Raw genomic sequence first — 23776 nt, 5'->3', positions numbered from 1 at the left:
AACAATACAAGACCCACACGAATCATCGCATGGGCCTTGAGCCATGTTTCCTTTATACTCCAGACCAAACATCCTTCACGTAGCGGCCATCCTTCTGCAAGCTTTGCAGCCAACCATCAGCAGCTTCTTTCGAGGTGCCTTTGATTTCGCAATACGCCTTCTTAATCGTTTCTTCGACCTCAGGCGCCATCTTGCTTCCATCTCCACACACGTATAAAATGCCGCCTTGATCCAGCACACCTATGAGTAGTGCAGAATCCAGCTTCATCAAATCCTGAACATGAGGTCCAGCATGACCTTCTACGCGGGAAAACGCCGTATGCAGCGTCACAAGCCCGTCACGCTGATCCTTCTCCAGCTCCTCCTGATACAAATAATCATGCTGAGGATTGCGGCAGCCGAAATAAAGATGCGCCTCTCCAAGAGACTTGCCTTCCTGCTTTAGAGCGCGCCGCGCTTGAAGGAAGCCGCGGAACGGTGCTACTCCCGTACCCGGTCCGATCATAACAATCGGGGTCTCCGAACGGTCAGGCAGTTGAAAGCCGGACTCGGGGGTTTTGACGAACATGACGATGGCATCCCCCGCTTCGCGTCTCGCCAAGTAATTGGAAGCCACACCCAAGTATTCACCGCGCCCGCTCTTGGCGGGACCACGGACGACACCGACGGTTATGCTTGCTTTATCCTGTTGCAGCTTAGACGAACTCGAAATCGAATAGTACCGCGGTTTCAGCGGTGGCAGCAGTTCGACGAACCGTTCAAACGGCAGCTCGCAGGCCGGATATTGCTCTAGCAGCTCCAGCATCGTTAGCCGTTTGCTCTGTACCTGCTCCTTATAGGCCTCCTCATGAAGGAGAGCCTCCAGCTCTTTCTTGTGCGGCGGACAAACAGTGAAGGCAGCAAGCTCACGCAGCTGTGCCCGCGTGGCCGCCTCCTGCAGCTCCACGCTGTGGCTCAGCAGATCATGTACGCTTATTGGCTGATCCAGAGGCAGATGGGCGACACTGCGTCCGGTTGCGCTAATAATAAGATGATCGCTGCCGTTCAGCCCATAGCGGCGCAGCACGCGTCCTACAAGCTCCGGCGAATTCTCAGGAATAACTCCGAGATGGTCACCCTCCTGGTAAGCTACTCCCTCCGGAAGTACAATCTCAAGGTGCCGCGTGCTTCTTTCACTGCCTTCCTTTTGGAGCTCCCGATTCTCCGCAACGGTGGCGAGCAGCGCATCATAGCTATCCGCCAGAGGCGTTCCGACCAGCCCGCTCACAAATTGCATACTTAAGGTGCTAGTCTCCTGCTGCGGCTTACTGCTGCTTTTCAAGCCCATCTCGTGCAGCACATCCGGCCACAGCTGTTCACTCCAATCGTCGACCTGCTTCTCGAAGTCGCCGCTCGCATCGGCCTCTCCGCGTACGACCAGACGGGTCGCTCCCTTGGCTTCCAATTGTTCGTCAATCGAGCGCGGAACATGCTGATACGTGCTTGCCCAGTTGTGGTCACCGCAGCCGAACACGGCATAGCGCACTCCCTCCAGTTCACCCTGCTCTACACCTTCGAGCCATTGCACGAATTTGCGAGCATTGCTAGGCGGTTTACCGTTGTAGGATGCACTTACGATAAATACAGCCCCTTGCTTAGGCAGCTTGCCTACGTAATCATTCAACGGAGCAACCTCACTGCGGAACCCCTGGTAACGCGCTTTATCTGCCAAATCTCTTGCAATGCCTTCGGCAGTACCCAGATTGCTTCCGTACAGCACCAATAAAGGAGTATTATGAGCCGATTCGACAGAAACCGTTGAATCTTCCGTCTGTGCAGTCCGCTTCTCCGCTTGAGCCGCTGATCCCACTGTAGAGAAGACGGTTTGCTCGCCGCGAGGACGCACGCGCATCGTGAAGCCCTCCGGCTTCAACGTCAACGTTTCTTTTACCTTCAGCTGATAATTGGTATGGTCGATAATTTCAAAATGACGCAGCACCATCCCCAGCACGAGCGTTGCTTCCTGAAGAGCAAACTGCTGCCCAATACACGCGCGCTGTCCGTTTCCAAAAGGCTTGAAAGCATGGAACGGAATCTTGCTGGGATCTTCAAATCGCTCTGGAACAAACTCATCCGCATTGTCGCCCCATACCTCGACATCCCGATGCAGCTTGGGGATCAGAACACTGACGCTCTGGCCTTGCTTCATAGGATATTTCCCAGCCAATAACGTATCTTCCTTCGCAAATAACGAAAACGCGGGAGCTGTAGGCCAAAGTCGCAGTGCTTCATTAAGAATCATTCGTATATAGTTCAATTCCCGAACTTGCCCGTACGCCGGAACCGGGTCCTTGAGCACACGATCTACCTCTTCGTACGCCTTTTGCAGCTTATCCGGATTTTTCAATAAATAATATAAAGCAAAAGACAGCAGACCGCTGGTCGTTTCATGTCCGGCGATCAAGAAGGTAATAATCTGATACCGGATGTTTTCATCATCCAATGCTTCCCCTGTGTCCGGGTCCTTACCGTTAAGCATGTGTGCGAGCAGGTCGTCGCCTTCACTTCCGTGTGCCTTACGTTCTGCGATAATTTTATCCACCAGCGAGTTCATCGACTGAATGTCATGTTTGTACTGGCGTTTGGTGATGACCATCAGTTTATCCTGTAGTCCGAGACGCTGCAGCTGATTCATCGCTTCGTTCAATGCGCGTACCATGCTGGTGATAAATGGATGCGGCTGCTCTCTATAAAAGCTGTTGAATCGGTAGTTGAATCCGCACAGACCGATCGTATCCAGCGTCAGGCGTGTCATATCCTCGGGAACCTCGACACTTTCATCCGGATTAAGGCGTGACCACTTCTGAATTAGCTGAACCGCAATATCGACCATCATCCCATGATAGCCTTGCATGGCTCTTTGAGAGAAGCTAGGCAGCAAAATATTGTGCGCCTTGCGCCAATTGGGCTCTTCCGTTTCACTTGTAAACAAACCATCCCCGGCAAAAGCACGTACCTTGCGTAGAGGCGCCCATACTCTTTTATCGAACCGGGATTCGTCGCAAGCGTCCTCAACCAGCTCATGGCTGGATATAAAGATTTCACTTCTCCCTGGCATATCGAATCGAAAGATTGGTCCGTACTCATAAGCAACCTTCACCAGCGATTGAACCGGCTCATCCAAATTCATTTGAGGCAAGTTACCGAGCGGTCCGAAGGTTTTGGGTTGAGGGATTGTAACAGATTCAGGTTGAGTCATGCTGTTCATCCTTTCTATTGGGGCTTTATCATCTATTTAGTCATAATTACATCTTGATAACTTTCCACTAATTCGCTTTATTATACAAAAACAACCATAGGAATGAATATTCATTCCGTATAGGAGTCAGAACTACGCAGACATGTCTTTCTGCACAATTCTTTCATTCTTCATGGGCTGCATCAACCGTTCTTCGTATGGACGCTAACCGCATCCCAGCAGCATTCCTCGATCTGGAGCAGCATCTCCGGTGTTTCCTTCAGCTTTCCCGCTCGGATCAAAGTGAATACCTTGGTGAACGCTCCAAATACGATAGCAATCAACACATCCGCTTGTAGAGGTCGAATGATCCCCTGTTCTATCCCCTTAGCGGCATAAGCATGGAGAAAGTCCATCAATTGACGAAACGATTCCCGGCTCTCCGGGTCCAAATATCTCGCATTGCTGTGAGTGTCCACGAAATAAAATCCGTGAATATTTTCTTTCGCAAAACGAACCATTCCGAAAAACACATGCTTAAACTGTTCGCGTACGCTGCCCAAGTCCGGATAATCACGCTTTACAGCATCATTAAACTGCTTGACGCAGTCTTGAAACAAAGCGTTAACGAGAGCTTCCTTGTTCTCAAAATAACGATAGATGGTACCTGTACCGACCTCTGCCTTGTCGGCGATCATAGGTACGGTTGTCCCGTCGTATCCCCGTTCGGCGAATAAGACAAGGGCAGCTTCCACAATCTTATCCCTCTTGCTTAAAGTCGCTTCCATTTATCACCCTCCTCCCAAGAAAAATGAATGAACATTCATTCCTTACCCTTTAATTGTAATTAGCCTCATGGCTAAATGCAAATTTTGCTGCGCATCCTTGACCCGAATTGAATTTTTTTTGATAAAAATACACTTATATACAAATTATAAATTCTGAGGGAATAGCTGGATAACCAGCTAAACGACGGGAGGTGAACCAAGATGCGCTTCACAAGCTGGCTGGGTAAAAGCAAATACGCCTCCGCCCACAAACCTAGCCAACAGGATTCGGCTAATGATTTCATATCGGACAATGTAACCCAAAATGTGGCTGTGCTTCAGCAAATGTTCATCAAAAATCCGGATCTTGTCGTCAGGCTCATCAATATAAAGAAGTCGGGTGAGCGTGCTGCACTCCTCTATTTAACCGGCCTTACGGATAAAAATTCGATCAACAACAACGTGCTGCGGCCTCTTCAGTTCGAAACCGGAGGCAGCGAGGACCCTTACGGGCTTGCTCTTACAATCGGACATATCCAAACGAAAGAGCGTTACTCAGAAATCGAGTACATCATCCTACAAGGCAATAGCGTTCTTCTGGTGAATGGCCGGACCACAGCATACGTCCTTGATACGTCTGGCTGGCCTCAGCGGGCTATCGAAGATCCCCAGATGGAGGCGTCCTTGAAAGGAGCGCATCAAGGCTTCGTAGAAACCGGCAGCCAGAACATTGCGCTTATTCGACGCTATATTCCTAATCGTGAGCTCAACACAATAGAGATTATGGTCGGCCGCAGAGGAAACAGCAAGCTGTCGGTCATGTACCTGGGTGACATAGCCCATCCAGAGGTGCTGCAGGAGCTGCAGAACCGCATTGGTCAACTTGATATCGACGCCATTATCAATACGGGAGAATTAGCGGAGCTCATAGAGGACAACCCGTTTTCCCCTTTTCCTCAATATATATTGACTGAACGCCCTGACGCCGCAGCTTCTCATTTATTGCAAGGAAGATTCGTTGTGGTCGTCGATCGATCTCCAAGCGTCCTGATTGGACCAGCTACGTTCGCGTCATTTTTCCAGGCCGTTGACGATTACAGTACGCGTTGGTCTATCGCAACATTTATCCGTTTGCTTCGTTTTTTTGCTTTTTTCATTGCCGTTTTTTTACCGGCCTTCTATATTGCGGTCATTTCCTACAATTACGAAATCATTCCGATCAAGTTGCTGCTTTCAATTGGAGAGTTCAGAGGGCGCGTGCCATTTCCGCCTTTTGTGGAAGCCATCATTATGGAGGTTACGCTGGAGATGATGCGTGAGGCCGGAGTTCGGCTGCCTGCTCCTGTAGGGCAAACCGTCGGTATCGTAGGCGGCATCGTTATCGGACAAGCTATTGTGCAGGCAGGGTTCATCAGCAACACGATGGTTATTGTTGTTGCTTTTACCGCTATCGCCTCATTCATCCTGCCCAATTATGATATGGTTGCGGCAGCGAGGCTGATCCGTTTTGCCATGATGATCGCCGCTTCGATGTTTGGGGTCGTCGGCATCATTATAGGATTAATGATCATGATCGGGCATGTCATTGCACTCGAATCATTAGGCACACCTTATGGAAGCCCATTTGCACCGGTTCGTTTTTCCGACTGGAAAGATACGTTCGTTCGCTTGCCGTTATGGATGATGAAGAAGCGCCCGCTCAGCACAAGAGCCATTCAAGCAGATAAACTAGGATCAAATCGTCCGAAGGGTGATGGAGATTGAAACATCATACAGTCAATAAGATGACCACCCTCCAGTATATTTTTCTCACATCGGGTATTCAGATCGGTGTTGCCTTCCTGGCCTTACCACGAATTCTTGCCGAGAAAGCCGGAACGGACGGATGGATGACCATTATCGTCGCTTGGGCCCTTAGTCTTGCTGCTAGCTGGGCATTGATCCAAGTTATGAAAAGGACTGCGAACAACGGTACCTTGCTGGAATTGTTAACGCAATATGCAGGTATCGGGGGCAGATGGATCATAGGAGCTGCAATCGCCCTGTATTTCTTTTATTTCGGATATGCCGGCATTGTCCGCGCCGTTCTAATAACGAAGATATGGGTTCTGCCGCAAACGCCTTCCTATATCATCATGCTGCTTTTTCTCATTCCAACATACATTATCGCAAGCAATGGACCTATGATTCTTGGGAGATACGCCGAGTTGGTTATTTTGATGGGATTGTGGGTTCCGTTCGTTTACTTGATTCCGTTCAAGGACGCTCGTTGGCTGCATTTGCTTCCGGTCATGAAGAGCGGATGGAGCCCGATCCTAAGCGCTTTACCCGATTCGATTTATGCTTACGTCGGTTTTGGAGCAACGCTTATCCTGTATCCGTATTTGGAGAACAAAGATAAGGCTACCCTCGCTTTGGTCATTTCGAATTCGCTGACGCTTGTATGTTATTTGTTCATTACTATTGCCTGCTTTGTTTACTTCAGCCCTAAAGAAATACAGGAATATACCGAGCCGGTCATCACCTTATTAAAAGCAGTGGAGTTTAAGTTCGTTGAACGGGTCGAAATCTTATTCATCTCTTTCTTTTTGCTTATCTTCTCCTTGTCTTGGATACCAACCTTTTATATGGGTGTCTTTTGTACAAGCCGTCTGATGGGCAGTCAAGACTCACGCAATCACTTGAAAATAGTATTAATACTTCTTGGAGTAGGTACTTACTTCTTCATGCCGACCTCTCGGCTGAGTGTACGGATGGACGCTGTCCTTGGCAGACTTGGGTTCATGGTGGAGTATCTATTCCCCGTCTGTCTGTTAATCTACATTTGGATTTATGACCGTTTTCAAAGGAGAACGAATGCATGAACAAAAGAGTGCTTGCGGCATGCACCCTGTCGGTCGTTGCTATAACCCTGCTTACCGGATGCAGTGACAGATCGGATATGGAGGATGCCACCCTTCCCCTTGCGCTCGGGCTTGATATTGATGAGAACAACAAGTTTCATGTGTATATATCCAGCCCCGAGTTTAGTAAATCAGTCAAAACCAAGCACCACGAAATCAGTGTACCTGCTGAGACCCTACGCCAATCCAGATCCGGACAGGACGCTCATTCCGCAGGCGCTTTTCAAGGAAGGAAATTCCAGGTTGTTCTGCTAGGTCAACGCCTTCTGCAGCAGGAAAACTGGTTCCGTATGCTGGATGTTCTTTTCCGCGACTCCAAAAATACGGTAACCGACCGCGTCATAGCTATCAACGGTTCTATCGAAGATTTAATCTATTTAAATCCTCCGGATGAACCGTACCTGCCTTTGCTTCTCAAGGGTATGGTCGATACGAAGAGCGCGCGGTCTGAAACGGTAAAAACCACGGTACAGGAGCTGCACCGGCAAATTTTCGAGACGGGTATAACCCCTTCAATCGCAGAGGTGAAATTGGACAAGAAAGACGATATCAAGCTGAACGGAACTGCCCTGCTTGATCATAAAGGCAGGTATGTTACTACTCTTAACGCTCAAGAAACCGTACTGCTCAAACTTTTGCAAAAAGAAGCAAAGAAAACGACCAGTCTTACATTTACCGTCCCTGGAGTACAGAAGAGAAGTCCCTTCGAAACCAATAAAATCAGTATGAATACCGACCAGGTAAAAACGAAAATTAAATCCTCCTACATGGATAATCAATTTCATTTCCATTTTACCGTTCATATCCCTGCTGTCCTATCAGAAAAGATGTTTCCGTACGACATGAGAAAGAATGGGGATCAATTAACGAACATCATAACCAAGCAAGCTCAAAAACAGTTCGCGGCTCTTATCAAAAAAATACAGCAGCACAAGATTGATCCTATAGGTCTTGGACTGTATGCCAGAGCTTATCAGTATGAGCAGTTCATGCAGGCGGAAGATCATTGGGGCGAGGAGTTGGCCAAGGCCGACATTCAAGTCTCGGTGACTATCAACATAAAAGCCATGGGGCCCGTAAAGTGAGGTGAGGATATGAAACCATATGCCTTCAAGGAAATTACGTTTATGCAGTTTGTGTTTATTTCGTTTGGAGCCCAAGTGAGCTTTGGCTTGCTGTCATTGCCACAAGAACTGGCGAACCATGCGGGGACGGACAGCTGGATGTCGATCCTGTTAGGATGGATCTGTTCCCTTGGCGCGAGCTTCATGATGATTCACATTATGAAAAAATCACCGAACGGCACCTTGTTTGACCTGCTGCGAAGCTATGTCGGCCGCTGGGCGGGATCCGCGGCTGCCGTGATCTTCGCATGCTGGACTCTAGCATACGGGTACGTCGGGATTGTTAGAATCGTTTTGTATACCGAAGTATGGCTGCTTCCGCAAACTCCTGGTTATATTATTATGCTGCTACTGCTCGTTCCCGCGTATTATATTGCCCGTCACGGATTTCGAATACTTGGCCGGTATGTAGAGTTCGTTGTGATCATTTCCTTATGGATCCCATTCGCTTACTTACTTCCTCTGAAAGACGCTCATCCCCTCAGCTTGCTTCCTGTATTGAAGGAGGGCTGGGGACCTGTATTGTCGGCGCTGCGCATAACGTTTCTTTCTTTTTCAGGAACAGAGATCGTATTCATTCTTTACCCAATGCTTCAGAAAAAACAGCTTGCAACAATAGGCATTGTTATTTCCAACACGCTTACCATGCTCGTTTTTTTACTCATAACGCTAATATGCCTCGTTTATTACGGTCCTGATGAACTAACGGAGTACAACGAACCTGTCATTAATGTATTGAAAACCATCGAATTCAAGTTCGTGGAACGGATTGAAGTGTTATTCATCGCGTTTTATTTGCTCTTTTTCTCTCTATCCTGGATTTCCTCCATGTACATGACCGTATACTCGACCAGCTGGATTTTCGAACAAAAGGATCATCGGATTCATCTGAGAATACTCTGCTTCATTATCGGTGTTGTCGCCTTTTTCTACATCCCCAGCTTTAATCAAAGCGACTATATGGAGAAATTCATGTCCATGTTCGCCATAGGTATCGATTATGCGCTTCCTGCCATCCTGTTAATTTATTTAGGGATTCATCAACATTTTCGATGGAGGAAAAACGAATGATGCGGTTATGGTTACGCGTTGCCATTCTATTCCTTGTTACTTGCCCAATTATGGGCTGCTATGACAGGCTGGATATAGAGGATGCTTCCTTCGCTCTATCACTCGGTATGGATCTCGATAAAAACAATAAACTCCTTCTTTTTAACGTCTACCCGGTTTTCGAGAAAAATGTTAAAAAACCATTCCATGAATCCATCTCACATGGCGGAACCTTCCGAAAAACGAGAACTCAGGCAGATGCTTACTCTGCTGGTGCCTTCCAAGCCAGGAAAGCTCAAGTAATGCTCATCAGCAGAAAGGTTCTGCAGTATCACAATTGGTTCGAGCTGTTAGACGTTTTTTTTCGGGATGCCAAAAATCCGCTGACTATCCGAATGATTGCCTATGACGGACCGCTCTCGGAAATCATCGACCTGAATCCACAAAATCAGCCTATGCTGCCTTTGCTGCTGCGCAAAATGATCGATACGAAGAGCGCCAGAAACGAAACTGTAAGCACGACGATGCAGGGATTACACTGGCAAATGTTCGAGAAAGGTATCACACCGTCGATTTCAGAGGTAGGTCTTGGCAAACCGGAAGAGATCCGACTCTATGGAACAGCGCTGCTGGACCATAGGGGAAAATACAAAATGTCGTTGGACGCCCAGCAGTCGGTCCTTCTAAAAACGTTGCAAAATGATGCCAAAAAATCGGCCAGCCTCACCCTTACTCTTCCCGGTGTCCCCAAAACTGGGCCTCTCGAGACGAATAAAATCAGCTTTTCAACGAATAAAGTGAGAACCAAAACTACAACTGCTTATCGTGACGGCAAATTTCAGTTCGATATTCAAACCAAAATGAAGGTCGAGCTATCAGAAGTGTTATTCCCTCTCGATCTGCGTTATACGGAAAAAGAGCTGGAGAAGATTCTCTCAGCTCAATTGAAAAAGGAGCTCGAACAGCTCCTTCAATCCTTTCAAAAGCAAAGTATCGATCCAGTAGGGCTGGGCCGTTATGCTCGGGCTTATGAATACGCTGAATTTAAAAAAGTACAAGATCGTTGGAGCGAAGCCTTCGCTAAGGCAGAAATTCATGTTAGCGCCAAAGTAACCATTCAATCGTCGGGACCTGTCAGAATCAATCATTCCATTTAGGGCTCGTCAAGGCTTCGACAGAAATACAATGTCATGATCCAGCACTTGGGTAAAGCCCTGCTTCTCCGCCACTCGGACGGATGGAGCGTTATTTTTCCAGCTGTCCCAGTAAGCAAGCTTATGCAGGGCTTTGCATTGTTCTATAAAATGAGCTGCGGTTTTCGATATGAGACCAGCGATGCTTCCACACAATCGACATAGACTTCAGCCAAAGTCATTCCTTCTATAACGGAATCCAATACGAAGCTGACCTGTTCGTCAGAATAGTAGCGTTTCAAATTCGATAGTCCATCAACAATCCGGTACATGCAACAGCTCCTTGAATTCATTTTATTTTGAGATGAAGGCTCACTCCTTTTCATTCTTATCAGGTGGTAACCCACTTCATTAGGTAAACAATCATCATAATAAAAAAGTAACAGTCTGAACATCCACTCATGTTCCGACTGTTACTCCCACAGTACTTGCAACCCTTATTCGAATAAATCTGTGACGGCTCCTTTGGAAGCAGATGAAACTAACCTTGCGTATTTGGCAAGAACCCCCGAGGACGCTTTAAGAGGCGGTTGGCTCCAAGCATTCCTACGCCGTTCCATCTCCTCTGGTGTAATCTCTAGCGTAATCTCTTGGGTTTCGCTGTCGATCGTGACTGTATCCCCGTTCTTTAGAAGAGCAATAGGTCCGCCTACTTGGGCTTCAGGTGACACGTGTCCGACCACAAAGCCATGAGATCCTCCGGAGAATCGGCCATCCGTCATCAGCGCGACTTCTCCGCCGAGCCCTTTGCCTACAATCAAGGCCGTGACCGACAGCATCTCAGGCATACCTGGCCCACCCTTGGGACCGCAGTACCGGATGACCAATACGTCCCCTTTGCGGATCTCATCCTTCAATATCGCTTCCGTTGCCGCTTCCTCACTGTCATAGACTCGGGCAGGCCCGGAAAAGCGCAGCTTTTTCATCCCCGACATCTTGGCTACTGCGCCTTCTGGCGCCAAATTCCCTTTAAGAACGACCAAAGGGCCGTTGGGCTTTAACGGTTGGTCGAAGGAACGAATGACATTCTGTTCTTCGTGTAGAGGTGCAGCTTCCGCTAAATTTTCAGCCAATGTTTTCCCTGTAATGGTCATGCAGTCACCGTGAAGAAGTCCTCTCTCCAGCAACAGCTTCATAACGCCTGGAACACCGCCAATATCGCTTAAATCCTGCATTACATATCGACCACTTGGCTTAAGGTCCGCGATGTGTGGAACATTAAGGCGAATCCGTTCGAAATCATCCAACGTCAAATCCACGTCGACCGAGTGAGCAATCGCGATCAAATGCAGGAACGCATTCGTCGAGCCCCCCTAGCGCCATGACAAGAGTAATCGCATTTTCAAAAGCTTTTTTTGTCATGATATCTCTCGGATAAATTCCTTTTGCAAGAAGGTCCATGACCCGCTCCCCAGCAGCGGCGCATTCCTCAGCCTTAACAGGAGATATCGCAGGAGTGGAAGAGGATCCTGGCAGACTCATTCCCATCGCTTCGGCTGCGGACGCCATAGTGTTAGCCGTGTACATCCCTCCGCAGGCTCCGGCCCCGGGGCAAGCACTGCACTCAATCTTGTGCAGCTGTTCATCCGTCATTTTGCCGTCATGATATTGCCCGACCGCTTCAAATGCGCTCACAATGTCTACATCTTTTCCGTCCAGCTTGCCTGGTTGGATGGTGCCACCGTACACATAGACGGAGGGGATATTCATTCGACCGATTGCCATTAAGCAAGCCGGAGTATTTTTGTCACAGCCTCCGACGGCTACCAAACCATCAAAGCGTTCGGCATTCGTTACAATCTCGATGGAATCCGCAATGGCTTCCCGGCTCGGCAGCGAAAATAGCATGCCCTCGTGCCCCATGGAAATGCCGTCCGATACGGTAATCGTGTTAAAAATTAAAGGAGCTCCACCGTGCGCTTTAACACCTTTTTTCGCTTCAAGGGCTAATTCATTAATGTGGATATTACAAGGAGTTACCTCGCTCCATGTACTCGCCACGCCAATCATCGGCTTCTTGAAATCTTCATCCTTAAACCCGACTGCACGAAGCATCGCACGGTTAGGAACCCGGTTCACTCCTTCGCTTATTACATGACTACGAGTCCTTAAATCTTTATTGTCGCTGCCAGCCATCATCCTCAATCCTCTCCAGATTAAATTAATGCGTGCAATTCCTTCATAGGGCGGATCAGATTTTGCTTCATCATAGCCGCGGCCGCTTCACTGTCGCCCTTTGCTAACGCTTCTATAATTGCTGCATGCTCTTGGACAGATGCCAGAGTTGCTGTTAGCTGCTGCTTCAAGAATACATATTTGAACCGTCTAATATGAATTTGCAAAGATGCGCTGAACGAAGCGATGTATGCATTGTCGGACGCATCAACAATCAGATTGTGAAACTGCTCGTCAAGCTCCATGGCCTGATAAGGCTGCGCTGCTTCGATAGCTTTGGAAAATTGAAGATTCAGCTCCTTCAACGTTTCTATCTGCTGCGGCTGAACGGTTATCGCCGCCATCTCCGCTGCCAAAGCATGGAGAACCGCAAGCGTAGGGTACATTTTCAAAATATCGTCCTTCTCAATATTCGTAACCTTCGTTTCTTTGCCCGGATGCATGGACACTAGCCCCTGTACTTCTAGAAGCTGGAGCGCTTCTCGGATCGGAGTTCTGCTCACGGCAAGAGATTCCGCTAATTCGGCGTCAATTAATTTTTCCCCCGGTTGAAGGGTACCATCAATGATCCAGCGTTGAATTTGCGACAAAGCCCGTTCTTTGGCAGACATACGTGTAGGCGAAGAAAAATTAGCAGGAATCGGCATTCAGATCATCCTTTAATCATTATTGTTATATGCAATATATCGCATAAATATATTACATGCAATAGTTTTTAAAACATTTGTGCTATTTGTACGCAAAAAAACCGCCTCATCTCGAAGCGGAAGTTTCGTATATTTGTGCACGTTGAACTTAAAATGTCTTGCAAACGACCCGCTAGGTACACTCCTCCTGCGCATCATATTTTAGCACCAAGTCAGCTCGCTTCATAGGAGCCTCATTCTCCAAATAATAATCTTCCGCTTTCCAATATCGGTTTTTAAACTCCCACCTTCAAAGCCTTGCCTATGCGGCAGATGCCTTCATCAATCTGCTCTTCATTCAGATGGCCGTACCCCAGAAGTACATGGTTTGGGGAAAGTACTGTCGCGATTACATGCTGCTCTTGCAGTACATCGTTCAAGCTCTCTGGAAGCTGACGTTCAAATTCTATTACCAGGTGTAAGCCTGCAGGTCGACCGCATACCCGGAATGGTGCGTCTACATGATTATTCAGAGCTTCCATGAGAAGTCCGCGCCTTTTGCCGTACAGCTTTTTCATTTTGAGAATATGAGTATTCAAATACCCTTCCTTCATAAAACGGGTCAACGCAAGCTGGTCTATGCTCGGGGTCTGGTAATCGTTCAACCGCTTCAGCTGCTTGCACGAAAGCACCAAAGGCTCTGGCACCACCATGTAGCCTATCCGAAGAGAAGGAAACATGATTTTGCTGAACGTCCCGATATAGATCACTTTATCCGTACAAAGACTTTGCAAAGAATGAACGGGTGGCCCATCAAATCGAAACTCGCTATCGTAGTCATCCTCCAAAATATAACTGCCGCAGCGGCGGGCATATTCCACCAACTCGATCCGTCTTTGAATTGGTAGAATACCACCTAGCGGAAATTGGTGCGATGGCGTCACATAAATACACTTGGGTCTGCTGTTGAGCGGGAGCTTATGCGTCAGCATGCCTGAATCGTCTACAGGTACCCTTTGCAAAATAGCACCTGTCGATGACAATAGGGTCTGTAGATCATTGTTGGACGGTTCTTCAACTATTGCTTCATCCCCCGCGGTTAACAGCACCCTCACGATAAGATCCAAAGCCTGCACCGCCCCGTTAGTGACAATGATCTGCTCCGGTTTGGCAATAACTCCCCTTGTCCTCCAGAGATGATCGGCCAATACCCGGCGTAATTCCAAGTCCCCGGAGGAATCCCCATAGCCTAATTGAGCTGTCGAGGCATCTTTGCACACACTCTGAAGAATCGCTCCCCATTGCTTCACTGGGAATAGATCAACGGCAGGAAGTCCCGTACGAAACGAGATCACATCCTCTACCTTTTGGCCATCCATAGATTCTGCATTTGATAAACCTATTTGCTTTTCCGGAGTAAATCCATGCAAATATGTCCCTTCCGCTACAAAACTTCCCACTCCCTGCCTTCCTGTGATAAAGCCTTCAGCCAATAAGAGCTCGTACGCTTCAAGAATAACGTTACGTGATACATGGAGCTCCCCGGCCAGCTCCCGTGTAGAGGGAAGCTTGTGACCAGCAGGCAGCGTTCCAGATAAAATAGCGCTTCGGAAGGCTTGAAACACTTGGCGGAACATTGGTAATTTGGAATTTTTATCAATGGAAAACCACATGAGTCATTCCCTCCTTAAGTGGTACTGTCAAAGCTATCCTTAATTGGCACTACAACCAACCAGCTGTCGTTGCTACAGTAAGCATGACTGAATCATAAAGGAGATGCTGAATTGGATGAACACTCGTACTACTGCTTATTTGGAGCTGACAGCTGCCGCTTTTCTCATAGGAAGCTCTGTAGTTGCCGGCAAATGGACAACGATGCAAATGCCTGTTTTTTTATCACAAGCCTTAAGCTTGGTCATTGCCTTATTGCTTTTAATCCCCATTGTGTGGATGAGTCGAACCGCAAAGATTTGGCTAGGAAAGAAAGATTTGCTGTATTTATTATTACAAGCATTTCTCGGCATGTTCCTTTTCCGCGTCCTGCTCCTCTATGGATTAAGAACCGCGCCTGCTGCTGAGGCTGGTATCGTGACCAGTTTAACCCCGGCTGCCGTAGCTGTGCTCTCGTTTTTTTTCTTAAAGGAGCGGCTAACGCCAAGACTCGCCATTGGGATTATGTGCTCCCTCATGGGGATTATCAGTATCCAGATACCCGGTTGGTTCATGGAGTTCCCTTCGGCTCGATCATCAAACTCATCCTTTGGACTCGTTCTTATTCTAGCCGCTGTAAGCGGGGAAGCGATGCTCACCATACTGCGCAAAATGACAGCAAGCAGCGTGTCTTCCCTGATAGGAACAACCTACGTGACCTTGTTTTCCTTCCTTATGTTTACACCCTTTGCCCTAGTTGAAGCCACACAGTATGATTTCTCCCGCATAAGCCTGGGGGATGTCGGCCTGCTGCTGTACTATGGGATTTTCGTTACCGCTGTCGCCTATCTCCTTTGGTTTCGAGGGGTTGCCAAGGTTTCTGCCGGGACAGCCGCCGTCTTTACAGGATGCATCCCTATCAGCACTCTGCTGTTATCCTATGTAGTACTGCAAGAGCCTTTCTCTATTGCTCACCTCGTAGGAGGTACTTTCGTGTTCCTCGGGATATGGCATGTATCCAGAAATCATCAAGCTAAAGTCCGTTTAGTCGCTGCTAAAAAGTGAAACTCTATCTCTATCAGATAGGGTCACAGCTTCAGACGAAATGGAATACCAACATGCTCTCGGATGTACAAAGCTGTTTCTTCATGAGTCAGATGATTTAAAAGCTCATTTGACTCTACTAGCTTTATCTCATCAATTTCGCTATCAAGAGGCTTTAAGTCATTCGCATTTCCGATAAATTCAACAAGAAACATCGTGGTCTCTTGCCTCTCGTATCCGATCCGCTTCCTGGTCTCATCAGAGAACGAAAACGTTATTTGCTCAGGAAGCTGTTGTTTAACGACATATTGATCGGTTCCGGTTTCTTCAGCAAGCTCGCGTATAACTGCAGCTTCTAGGCTTATATCTTTTGCTTCTACCCCACCTTTTGGGAAGTCCCACACTCCCGAATGCTTGCCAAATGTGTTCAGAACCTTATGGACTAAAATAAACTTGCTTCCTTGATAAGCTATGGCTCCGACCGCATGCCGAACGGTTTGAATTGTAATGTTCTTATTCTAGCCGCTGTAAGCGGGGAAGCGATGCTCACCATACTGCGCAAAATGACAGCAAGCAGCGTGTCTTCCCTGATAGGAACAACCTACGTGACCTTGTTTTCCTTCCTTATGTTTACACCCTTTGCCCTAGTTGAAGCCACACAGTATGATTTCTCCCGCATAAGCCTGGGGGATGTCGGCCTACTGCTGTACTATGGGATTTTCGTTACCGCTGTCGCCTATCTCCTATGGTTTCGAGGGGTTGCCAAGGTTTCTGCCGGGACAGCCGCCGTCTTTACAGGATGCATCCCTATCAGCACTCTGCTGTTATCCTATGTAGTACTGCAAGAGCCTTTCTCTATTGCTCACCTCGTAGGAGGTACTTTCGTGTTCCTCGGGATATGGCATGTATCCAGAAATCATCAAGCTAAAGTCCGTTTAGTCGCTGCTAAAAAGTGAAACTCTATCTCTATCAGATAGGGTCACAGCTTCAGACGAAATGGAATACCAACATGCTCTCGGATGTACAAAGCTGTTTCTTCATGAGTCAGATGATTTAAAAGCTCATTTGACTCTACTAGCTTTATCTCATCAATTTCGCTATCAAGAGGCTTTAAGTCATTCGCATTTCCGATAAATTCAACAAGAAACATCGTGGTCTCTTGCCTCTCGTATCCGATCCGCTTCCTGGTCTCATCAGAGAACGAAAACGTTATTTGCTTAGGAAGCTGTTGTTTAACGACATATTGATCGGTTCCGGTTTCTTCAGCAAGCTCGCGTATAACTGCAGCTTCTAGGCTTATATCTTTTGCTTCTACCCCACCTTTTGGGAAGTCCCACACTCCTGAATGCTTGCCAAATGTGTTCAGAACCTTATGGACTAAAATAAACTTGCTCCCTTGATAGGCTATGGCTCCGACCGCATGCCGAACGGTTTGAATTGTAATCTCCACCTTTTCTCCCCATTGTCATTCCCGTCTAATAGCAGCTCCAGAATAGATCGAATGATATTTTTCAAAAATAAAAGCTTCCTTTTCCTTCGTAAAGCCGATCTTCTCCGCAACTCGAATAGACGGTAGATTCCTAGGGCCGATTATACTTATGAGCCTATTCAAATCTAATCGCTCAAAGCCATACCTCTTGCAAATCGGGCACTTTTAAGTCGGTAAGCCACTTTAAAGTGCCTTCTTAACAACAATCCGGTAATGAATTATTGTTGAATTACAGGATTTGATCCCATCCCATTTAAAAGAAAGAGGGTAACGCATATGAGAATGCCAGAGCAAACCAAACAATTTTTGGAGGATATTTCGGAGTTCCCTGCACTTCACCTCATGTCACCTGAAGAAATAAGAAAGACCGTTGTCGCCAATGCCATTTCGGACAGCTTCGAGTCGGTAAAGAAAGAGGATTATGAGCTTCAAGGTCCTCATGGAGAATTCTCAGTAAGAATATACCGTCCGTCCGAAGACCAACCATTGCCTGTTATTAATTTCTATCATGGGGGCGGCTTTGTATTCAACCGAATGGGTGACTATGACCCGATGTGCAGCAAGCTGGCTTCATCAACCGGTTATGCTGTCGTATCTGTAGATTACCATCTTGCTCCTGAGTATAAATTTCCCGTACCGGTGGATGAAGCATTATTTGCCGCACAATGGGTATACAAAAATGCCAAGTCGCTTGGTGTAAACCCCGATAAGATGGTCGTTTCAGGTGAAAGTGTAGGTGCGAATCTGGCTGCCGTAGTGGCTCAACAAGCTCCCAAGAACGGTTTGCCGACTATTTCTTATCAAATACTGCTTTGCCCTTTGACAGACTGGTCGGGCGAATACGAGTCTAAGCAAACCTACGGATCAGGATATTTTCTGACCAGCGCGCTTCTCAATTACTGCGCAGACCACTACCTCAACGACGCTGCTGATAAAACCAATCCGCTCGCTTCGCCCCTGCTTGGCGATACGAATGATGTGCCCCCTGCTTTGATCGTAACTGCTGAATATGATCCATTGCGGGATGAAGGAGAACGGTACGGACAAAAGCTGGCCGAGAGCGGAATCCAAGTGACCATGAAGCGGTACGAAGGCATGATCCATTTATTTTATGCCATGACCGACGTATTTGAAGACGGACACGACGTTTATGATTTGATTGCCAGACAACTGCGGACGCAGGAATAATGCGCTATTTCTCAACGCAAGAAGGGACGGATGAAACCTGCTGTGTAACGGTCCGTCCCTCTCTAGTTGATAAATGGCAAGTTGTTTTAGGTCAAGAACCATAAAACTTATTCATATTCTTGGTATACAGCTCGACAATATTGCCTTCCGTATCTTTGAAATACAGATTGCTTGCTTCCGGATCATCTTGTGAAAAGATTAATAAATCAACATTCAAAGCTTTCAGTGTGGCTATGTTGTCTTCGAAGCTCTCAGGCTTAACGTATAAAGCAAAATGAACATGAAGGCCGCCTTCGTCATATAAGCCCTTTTTCCACTGACTGATTGGGGAATCCTTGATGTGCAGCTGCTCTTCCGAAAAATGTCTTGGGAGCCATAATCCGAGCCGCGTATTGCCGCCGATGTAGAGCCAGGTAGCCCAGATCGTTCCCACACCGCTCGTATCGAATTGACCATTAGCATAGCTCCACTGATCGACAATGGGGAATCCCAGTTGATCAGACCAGAAATGGACTGCTCTTTCCATAGATTGAACCTCCAACACTAATTCCGAGACTCCTTCGACTTGTAGCTTCATCTTGCTCCCTCCCCTATTATTTCCATATTACCATAAGTTGGATAAATTTAGATTAATAATGAAGGCTTCTTCTTGTCCAAAATCACCTGTGAGATAGTTCTATGTCTTGTCCTCAATAAGAGCCCTTGTTACAATCATAAGTGCGTTCAAATCTATTGATAGCTATTCATTGGTGGTATGGGGAGTGTTATTTTGGAAACGTACGTTTTTGTTTTAATCGTAGGGTTGGCAGCAGGTGCGATTAGCGGCATCATCGGTACAGGCTCGTCCATCATGCTCTTGCCCGTTCTTGTATTTGCCTTCGGTCCTAAGCAAGCGGTACCCATTATGGCCGTAGCGGCTGTCATGGCGAATATTGCTAGAGTCGTCACTTGGAGGCGTGAAATTCATTGGAAAGCATTTGTGGCGTACTCACTTCCAGGCATCCCTGCTGCAGCACTAGGAGCACGCACATTGTGGGTATTACCCGTTCATATTATTGATATAGGGCTGGCTTTATTTTTCTTGCTGATTATTCCGGCCAGGCACTGGTTAAAATCAAAAAATGTACATATATCCCTATGGCAGTTGTCTATATCTGGAGCTGTCATAGGCTTTTTGACCGGTATGGTTCTATCTACAGGACCGCTCAGCGTGCCGGCTTTCACTTCGTACGGACTAACAAAGGGAGCGTTCCTAGCCACGGAAGCCGCCAGTTCGCTAGTTATTTATTTCAGCAAGATCGTAACGTTTCAGGAGCTGGGAGCTCTCCCGTTAGACATGATCCTCAATGGAGTTATCGTCGGCAGCTCACTTATGCTAGGCACCTTAGTGGCCAAGGCTGTCGTACAAAGAATGAGTGTCGTTTCGTTCCAGTATGTGCTGGACATTTTACTGTTTTGCTCAGGAATCTCTTTGCTTTGGGCGGCAATTCATTGATTTTCCTTCCCATCTTTAATTGCTTGGTACCAGTGATAAGGCTGTATCTCTTCCAAAGTTTTAAAACAAAGACTCCCGTCCGAAGTGGATACAGCCGCTTTGACTTTCGCCCCCCAATAAAACAGTCTTTCCTGACAGATGCCGCACGGAGTCAATATTGAATATTCAGCTGTTTCGTTATTTCTAATGACACAGAGGGAATGTGTTATCGGAGTATTAAATTTATGGGACTTTCTTTCAATTAATTCGATAGCAGCTTGATATAGTCTCTGCTCAATATTCAATGGACTCCCCAGCATTCACTTCGTCTTATAAAATTACACGGTGCCTTCGTAAGCATAGCAAGGGGCAGAATTTTCAACCGATGGACTTAATCTTAACTCGTTACGCAGAACAGGCATCCCGATTCCTCTCTCGCTTTCACGGACAGCCGCTTGTTCTAAAGTTTCTTCTTCCACCATCCATCCCAGAAAATCCCCCCAGTAGGTCGAATTTCCCCGTCACATTTTTAACTAAAAGGATCCAACTAATATATCAATCAAAAATCTAGAAAATTCAGAATCCATATACTCCATATGGGCAATGGGTGTATGCGGTGCACCATCTAAAGGAAGAAACACACTCTTCACCCCAGCTTCATTTAGTCTGTTGGTGAAGCTGCAGCTATTTTCGAATTTGATAATTTCATCTGCGGTACCATGTATGGTTAAGGCAGGAATGCTATTCGAGTGAACATCTAAGTGTAAATCTTTAGGGGAACCCCATAAATTCAGCATGGCCTGAACGCCGCTTCTGTCTGGTTGCCGTCCGTAAGTACCGTCACCATAGCATAGGTTAACAGCTATCATTCCACCAGCAGAACCACCTGCGATAAAAAGCTTTTGTGTGTCAACACCATACTTCTTGCTGTTATTTCGTACCCAATCCAGGGCACAGGAAGCATCGGATAATGCATCCGACATCGTTCCTTTAAAGTCATCACGAGGATTTTCTCTTACTCTATAATCAGGAGCAACACAAACGTATCCTTTTAGCGCAAATCGTTTTGCAAACTCGACTATATAATTCTGGCTTTTGTCCTTACCCGGTCTAAACCCGCCCCCATGTATCCAAATAATTGCAGGTCTCTTCATTTCTTTATCGTCGGTCGGAGTATAAATATCCAGCTTAAGCTTATCAAGATCACCCTGTACGTTGATCGCTTCTGAAAATAAAATATCTTTCACAATATCGACTTCAGAAAAGCATGTGTCCAAGTATCTCAATGACATTTCTCCTCAAACAAGATTTGGAAAAATCATACTATTCCATCTGTAAGAGATCAATAAGTATCGGAAGATGCTTTCCTTTGAAGTGATCCTAACAGGCAATCGGTGGACTCGCTTGAGTTGTCAATGGATCAACGAGTTTCCTATGCCATCGAACGCCCCATAAATAAGAACGAAAGTAAGCTGCCGCCCAATAAGATTGCAGCTGTAACGATGAGAGCCCCGTGCATCCCGACAATAAAAGATTCGCTGCCGTTCAATATCGCGCCGATAAATGCAACACCAAGCGTAGCACCAAGCTGTCTGCTGGAATTGAGCGCGCCTGATACGATCCCGGTTTGTTCCTTTGGCACGGAAGATATTACGGCCGCCATAAGCGAAGGTATCGTAAAAGACACTCCGAAGCCTACCAGCAGCAAACCACCCCATGAGAGGATATAGCTCGTGTTCACGTCCACTCCCGTTTGCAGAAGTGTCCCCAGTGCCGTGAGGCCAAAGCCGACTGTCATTGGTATTCGGGCACCAATACGGCTTACAATACGTCCGGTAACTATCGGGTTGACAGCAAGTGGAATCGTCATCGGCAGAAGAGCAAGTCCAGCTAAATGAGCGGATAATCCACTAATTTGTTCATAGAATAAGGGCAGTACAAAAAGAATAGCCGACAAGCCGATATTAATCGCCATACCAGCAGCCATTCCAGCTGAGACCGTGGCGTTTTTGAAAATGGCTAGCGGAAGCATTGGCGCCTTCCCCTTTGCTTCAACGATTAAAAATAAGATAGCGCTAAGCAGTGCCAAACCAAATGCCACTGTAATAACTAGGGATTGCCATCCGTACGCTTCCCCCTCCATAATAGCGTAGGACAGGGCAGATATAGCGGCGATGGCCAAGATTTGACCCAACAGGTCGTACCTTTGCCCTTGCTTCCGTTTCATTTCAGTAACAAGCAGCGAAGTTATAATTAGACTTGCTACGGCAAGAGGCACATTGAGAAGGAATATGCTGCGCCAACCGAACGAGTCGACCAGGAATCCACCTATGACCGGTCCTGACGCCATCGCAAATCCGGTAACCGCTGCCCAAATACCAAGAACCCGTGCACGCTCAGCCGGTTTGGGAAAAGTATGAGCAAGAAGCGAGAGAGACGAAGGCATGAGCGCGGCACCTCCTATACCGAGTATCGCACGCATGGTGATGAGCCATTGAAGCGACGGGACAGCAGCAGTCACTGCTGAAGCCGCAAGAAATAGAACAAGACCGCCTATATATACGCGCTTCGCTCCCAGCTTGTCAGCAATCCCACCCATGGAGAGCAGTAAACCAGTGAAAACAATGGTGTACGCATTAACTACCCATTGCAGGTCGACTATTCCTCCTCCCCATTCATTTTGAATGGCTGGCAGAGCAATGCTCACGACCGTTGTGTCCAGAAGCACCATAAAATAACCGAGCGAAATCCCAAGAAGCAGCAGCACCTTAGTCAGCTTGGTGGTGCTCTCCGTTTGAATTTGCATTAATTTTTCCAAAGGTAATCCATCCCTTCTATTACAAAATGGAAGTACAGGTCACTTCCTTCACGGACAGTGTATAATGGATGGTAGATTAAAATAAGATGAGGGTTTATCCTAGGAGATTTACTCCTACAATAATCAACGATAGGGGTAGATGAACATGTCGGAACCAAACGCTAATGAGCGGCTTCATGAGCTGGCGCTGTTTTTGCGAACTCGGCGTGCCCGCATATCGCCAGAGCAAGCTGGCTTGCCTAGTGGAGGCAGAAGGCGCACGCCAGGACTACGTCGTGGAGAGGTGGCAATGCTCTCAGGCGTCAGCGTAGATTGGTACACTTGGCTTGAGCAAGCGCGAAATATTCAAGTATCCGCTCAAGTTCTGGAAAGCATCGCTCGGACTCTCCAGCTTGACTCCAATGAGCGTAAACATTTATTTATGCTAGCAATTCAGCAACTGCCTGCCGATATGACGCCATTGGATAACCATATAAGCTCAACGCTGCAAACGTTCCTTGATCTGCAAGGAACAAGTCCGGCCTACGTTACGGACCAACGCCTTAATATCGTTGCATGGAATAAGGCTGCCTGCTTGGTATATGGGAATTATGAGGCTATGTCGGAGCGAGAATTGAATTCTATTTGGCGGACGTTTACTTCCCCCTATGTTCGTCAATTGCTTAAGGAGAATTGGGAAAATCATGCCCGGCATCGATTGGCTAACTTTCGCGCCAAATACGGAAACTTCGTAGGCGATCCTTGGTGGGGGGAGTTTATCGAGGAATTGAATCAGGCTAGCGCAGAATTCAGAGCTTGGTGGCCACAGCACGACGTCCTGAGCGGCCCTGAAGGGAAGAAAATCAATGATCATCCGACAGCAGGACGTCTTGTATTCGATCAGATCTCGTTCCTTTTAACAACGGCTCCTCACCTTACAGTAACGATTAATTTGCCTTTAGACGATGAGGAAACCATCTCAAAGATTAAGAAGCTTTTATCCCAATCATAGTGTCAAGTCATCTTATCTGAATAAAACGAACTATAACCTAACAGGCTGCCGAATAGGGTTATCGCAG

General features: G+C 47.1%; 21 protein-coding genes and 2 pseudogenes. 10 read left to right on the top strand and 13 right to left on the bottom strand.

Features of this window, described 5'->3' with window-relative positions:
* Nucleotides 1–52 precede the first annotated feature (52 nt).
* Both QMA13_RS06055 and QMA13_RS06050 read right to left on the bottom strand, forming a co-directional pair.
* Nucleotides 53–3238 carry a bifunctional cytochrome P450/NADPH--P450 reductase gene (locus QMA13_RS06055; RefSeq protein WP_282940215.1) on the bottom strand — a complete coding sequence of 1062 codons (3186 nt, stop codon included), beginning with the start codon at nucleotides 3236–3238 and terminating at the stop codon, nucleotides 53–55.
* A gap of 182 nt (nucleotides 3239–3420) precedes the next feature.
* Nucleotides 3421–4005 carry a TetR/AcrR family transcriptional regulator gene (locus QMA13_RS06050; protein ID WP_282940214.1) on the bottom strand — a complete coding sequence of 195 codons (585 nt, stop codon included), beginning with the start codon at nucleotides 4003–4005 and terminating at the stop codon, nucleotides 3421–3423.
* Between the two features lie 201 nt (nucleotides 4006–4206).
* On the opposite strand from QMA13_RS06050, the gene QMA13_RS06045 reads away from it, so the two are divergent.
* Genes QMA13_RS06045 through QMA13_RS06025 form a run of 5 tightly spaced genes read left to right on the top strand, consistent with a single transcriptional unit; the run spans nucleotide 4207 to nucleotide 10218 of the window.
* Nucleotides 4207–5748, top strand: a complete 1542-nt coding sequence (locus QMA13_RS06045) for a spore germination protein (protein ID WP_282940213.1) — start codon at nucleotides 4207–4209, stop codon at nucleotides 5746–5748.
* Nucleotides 5745–6848 (top strand): GerAB/ArcD/ProY family transporter, encoded by a 1104-nt coding sequence (locus tag QMA13_RS06040; RefSeq protein WP_282940212.1) that lies wholly within the window; start codon nucleotides 5745–5747, stop codon nucleotides 6846–6848. The genes QMA13_RS06045 and QMA13_RS06040 overlap by 4 nt, the downstream gene beginning before the upstream one ends.
* The gene (locus QMA13_RS06035; protein ID WP_282940211.1) at nucleotides 6845–7972 is read left to right on the top strand and encodes a Ger(x)C family spore germination protein; all 1128 of its coding nucleotides are present in this window, start codon (nucleotides 6845–6847) and stop codon (nucleotides 7970–7972) included. The genes QMA13_RS06040 and QMA13_RS06035 overlap by 4 nt, the downstream gene beginning before the upstream one ends.
* Before the next feature lie 9 nt (nucleotides 7973–7981).
* The gene (locus tag QMA13_RS06030; RefSeq protein WP_282940210.1) at nucleotides 7982–9082 is read left to right on the top strand and encodes a GerAB/ArcD/ProY family transporter; all 1101 of its coding nucleotides are present in this window, start codon (nucleotides 7982–7984) and stop codon (nucleotides 9080–9082) included.
* Nucleotides 9079–10218 carry a Ger(x)C family spore germination protein gene (locus tag QMA13_RS06025; protein WP_282940208.1) on the top strand — a complete coding sequence of 380 codons (1140 nt, stop codon included), beginning with the start codon at nucleotides 9079–9081 and terminating at the stop codon, nucleotides 10216–10218. The genes QMA13_RS06030 and QMA13_RS06025 overlap by 4 nt, the downstream gene beginning before the upstream one ends.
* 140 nt (nucleotides 10219–10358) lie before the next feature.
* Here QMA13_RS06025 and QMA13_RS06020 read toward each other — a convergent pair whose 3' ends face one another.
* The 4 genes and pseudogenes from QMA13_RS06020 to pdxR form a co-directional block, all read right to left on the bottom strand.
* Nucleotides 10359–10526 carry a hypothetical protein gene (locus QMA13_RS06020; RefSeq protein WP_282940207.1) on the bottom strand — a complete coding sequence of 56 codons (168 nt, stop codon included), beginning with the start codon at nucleotides 10524–10526 and terminating at the stop codon, nucleotides 10359–10361.
* A 165-nt stretch (nucleotides 10527–10691) separates the two neighbouring features.
* Nucleotides 10692–12390, bottom strand: a pseudogene (ilvD, locus tag QMA13_RS06015) (dihydroxy-acid dehydratase).
* A 20-nt stretch (nucleotides 12391–12410) separates the two neighbouring features.
* Nucleotides 12411–13076, bottom strand: a complete 666-nt coding sequence (locus tag QMA13_RS06010; protein WP_282940205.1) for a GntR family transcriptional regulator — start codon at nucleotides 13074–13076, stop codon at nucleotides 12411–12413.
* A gap of 275 nt (nucleotides 13077–13351) precedes the next feature.
* Nucleotides 13352–14728, bottom strand: a complete 1377-nt coding sequence (gene pdxR, locus QMA13_RS06005) for a MocR-like pyridoxine biosynthesis transcription factor PdxR (RefSeq protein WP_282940204.1) — start codon at nucleotides 14726–14728, stop codon at nucleotides 13352–13354.
* Between the two features lie 115 nt (nucleotides 14729–14843).
* Here pdxR and QMA13_RS06000 point away from each other — a divergent pair, with 115 nt between their 5' ends.
* Nucleotides 14844–15770 (top strand): DMT family transporter, encoded by a 927-nt coding sequence (locus QMA13_RS06000; protein WP_282940202.1) that lies wholly within the window; start codon nucleotides 14844–14846, stop codon nucleotides 15768–15770.
* Between the two features lie 23 nt (nucleotides 15771–15793).
* Here the strand turns inward: QMA13_RS06000 and QMA13_RS05995 are convergent, their stop codons facing one another.
* Nucleotides 15794–16180: an NUDIX domain-containing protein gene (locus tag QMA13_RS05995; RefSeq protein WP_282943275.1), complete on the bottom strand. Its 387-nt coding sequence runs from the start codon at nucleotides 16178–16180 to the stop codon at nucleotides 15794–15796.
* A 54-nt stretch (nucleotides 16181–16234) separates the two neighbouring features.
* Between QMA13_RS05995 and QMA13_RS05990 the strand changes: the two genes are divergently transcribed.
* Complete coding sequence (locus QMA13_RS05990) at nucleotides 16235–16705, top strand: DMT family transporter (RefSeq protein ID WP_282940200.1); 471 nt, start codon at nucleotides 16235–16237, stop codon at nucleotides 16703–16705.
* A 23-nt stretch (nucleotides 16706–16728) separates the two neighbouring features.
* Here QMA13_RS05990 and QMA13_RS05985 read toward each other — a convergent pair whose 3' ends face one another.
* The gene (locus tag QMA13_RS05985; protein ID WP_282940198.1) at nucleotides 16729–17199 is read right to left on the bottom strand and encodes an NUDIX hydrolase; all 471 of its coding nucleotides are present in this window, start codon (nucleotides 17197–17199) and stop codon (nucleotides 16729–16731) included.
* 15 nt (nucleotides 17200–17214) lie between these two features.
* A pseudogene (locus QMA13_RS05980) lies at nucleotides 17215–17391 on the bottom strand (GNAT family N-acetyltransferase); the annotation flags it as partial.
* 123 nt (nucleotides 17392–17514) lie between these two features.
* Between QMA13_RS05980 and QMA13_RS05975 the strand changes: the two are divergent.
* On the top strand, nucleotides 17515–18426 hold the full coding sequence (locus tag QMA13_RS05975; protein ID WP_282940196.1) for an alpha/beta hydrolase: 912 nt from the start codon (nucleotides 17515–17517) through the stop codon (nucleotides 18424–18426).
* 91 nt (nucleotides 18427–18517) lie between these two features.
* On the opposite strand, the gene QMA13_RS05970 is transcribed toward QMA13_RS05975, so the two are convergent.
* A complete protein-coding gene (locus tag QMA13_RS05970) occupies nucleotides 18518–19003 on the bottom strand; it encodes a VOC family protein (protein ID WP_282940194.1) in 486 nt (161 codons plus the stop codon).
* A 192-nt stretch (nucleotides 19004–19195) separates the two neighbouring features.
* Here QMA13_RS05970 and QMA13_RS05965 point away from each other — a divergent pair, with 192 nt between their 5' ends.
* The gene (locus QMA13_RS05965) at nucleotides 19196–19921 is read left to right on the top strand and encodes a sulfite exporter TauE/SafE family protein (RefSeq protein WP_282940192.1); all 726 of its coding nucleotides are present in this window, start codon (nucleotides 19196–19198) and stop codon (nucleotides 19919–19921) included.
* Between the two features lie 317 nt (nucleotides 19922–20238).
* Here QMA13_RS05965 and QMA13_RS05955 read toward each other — a convergent pair whose 3' ends face one another.
* From QMA13_RS05955 to QMA13_RS05945, 3 genes are all read right to left on the bottom strand, one after another.
* Nucleotides 20239–20382, bottom strand: a complete 144-nt coding sequence (locus QMA13_RS05955; protein WP_282940190.1) for a hypothetical protein — start codon at nucleotides 20380–20382, stop codon at nucleotides 20239–20241.
* Between the two features lie 51 nt (nucleotides 20383–20433).
* A complete protein-coding gene (locus QMA13_RS05950; RefSeq protein WP_282940188.1) occupies nucleotides 20434–21186 on the bottom strand; it encodes an alpha/beta hydrolase in 753 nt (250 codons plus the stop codon).
* Nucleotides 21187–21332: 146 nt separating this feature from the next.
* Entirely contained in the window at nucleotides 21333–22718 is a 1386-nt protein-coding gene (locus QMA13_RS05945; protein ID WP_282940186.1) for an MFS transporter, read from the bottom strand.
* Between the two features lie 139 nt (nucleotides 22719–22857).
* On the opposite strand from QMA13_RS05945, the gene QMA13_RS05940 reads away from it, so the two are divergent.
* Nucleotides 22858–23709 carry a helix-turn-helix transcriptional regulator gene (locus QMA13_RS05940; protein WP_481858135.1) on the top strand — a complete coding sequence of 284 codons (852 nt, stop codon included), beginning with the start codon at nucleotides 22858–22860 and terminating at the stop codon, nucleotides 23707–23709.
* Nucleotides 23710–23776 lie beyond the last annotated feature (67 nt).

The organism is Paenibacillus sp. RC67, assembly GCF_030020805.1.
In the GTDB taxonomy this organism is placed as follows: Bacteria; Bacillota; Bacilli; order Paenibacillales; family NBRC-103111; genus Paenibacillus_S.
The sequence above is the reverse complement of the archived record's forward strand: the minus strand, read 5'-3'. Positions and strand labels throughout refer to the sequence as shown.

Excerpts from the sequence above, each read along its gene's own strand:
- QMA13_RS06055 (WP_282940215.1), bottom strand. The coding sequence starts at position 3,238 with ATGACTCAACCTGAATCTGTTACAATCCCTCAACCCAAAACCTTCGGA.
- QMA13_RS06050 (WP_282940214.1), bottom strand. The coding sequence starts at position 4,005 with ATGGAAGCGACTTTAAGCAAGAGGGATAAGATTGTGGAAGCTGCCCTT.
- QMA13_RS06045 (WP_282940213.1), top strand. The coding sequence starts at position 4,207 with ATGCGCTTCACAAGCTGGCTGGGTAAAAGCAAATACGCCTCCGCCCAC.
- QMA13_RS06035 (WP_282940211.1), top strand. The coding sequence starts at position 6,845 with ATGAACAAAAGAGTGCTTGCGGCATGCACCCTGTCGGTCGTTGCTATA.
- QMA13_RS06030 (WP_282940210.1), top strand. The coding sequence starts at position 7,982 with ATGAAACCATATGCCTTCAAGGAAATTACGTTTATGCAGTTTGTGTTT.
- QMA13_RS06025 (WP_282940208.1), top strand. The coding sequence starts at position 9,079 with ATGATGCGGTTATGGTTACGCGTTGCCATTCTATTCCTTGTTACTTGC.
- QMA13_RS06020 (WP_282940207.1), bottom strand. The coding sequence starts at position 10,526 with ATGTACCGGATTGTTGATGGACTATCGAATTTGAAACGCTACTATTCT.
- QMA13_RS06010 (WP_282940205.1), bottom strand. The coding sequence starts at position 13,076 with ATGCCGATTCCTGCTAATTTTTCTTCGCCTACACGTATGTCTGCCAAA.
- pdxR (WP_282940204.1), bottom strand. The coding sequence starts at position 14,728 with ATGTGGTTTTCCATTGATAAAAATTCCAAATTACCAATGTTCCGCCAA.
- QMA13_RS06000 (WP_282940202.1), top strand. The coding sequence starts at position 14,844 with ATGAACACTCGTACTACTGCTTATTTGGAGCTGACAGCTGCCGCTTTT.
- QMA13_RS05990 (WP_282940200.1), top strand. The coding sequence starts at position 16,235 with ATGCCGAACGGTTTGAATTGTAATGTTCTTATTCTAGCCGCTGTAAGC.
- QMA13_RS05975 (WP_282940196.1), top strand. The coding sequence starts at position 17,515 with ATGAGAATGCCAGAGCAAACCAAACAATTTTTGGAGGATATTTCGGAG.
- QMA13_RS05970 (WP_282940194.1), bottom strand. The coding sequence starts at position 19,003 with ATGAAGCTACAAGTCGAAGGAGTCTCGGAATTAGTGTTGGAGGTTCAA.
- QMA13_RS05955 (WP_282940190.1), bottom strand. The coding sequence starts at position 20,382 with ATGGTGGAAGAAGAAACTTTAGAACAAGCGGCTGTCCGTGAAAGCGAG.
- QMA13_RS05940 (WP_481858135.1), top strand. The coding sequence starts at position 22,858 with ATGAACATGTCGGAACCAAACGCTAATGAGCGGCTTCATGAGCTGGCG.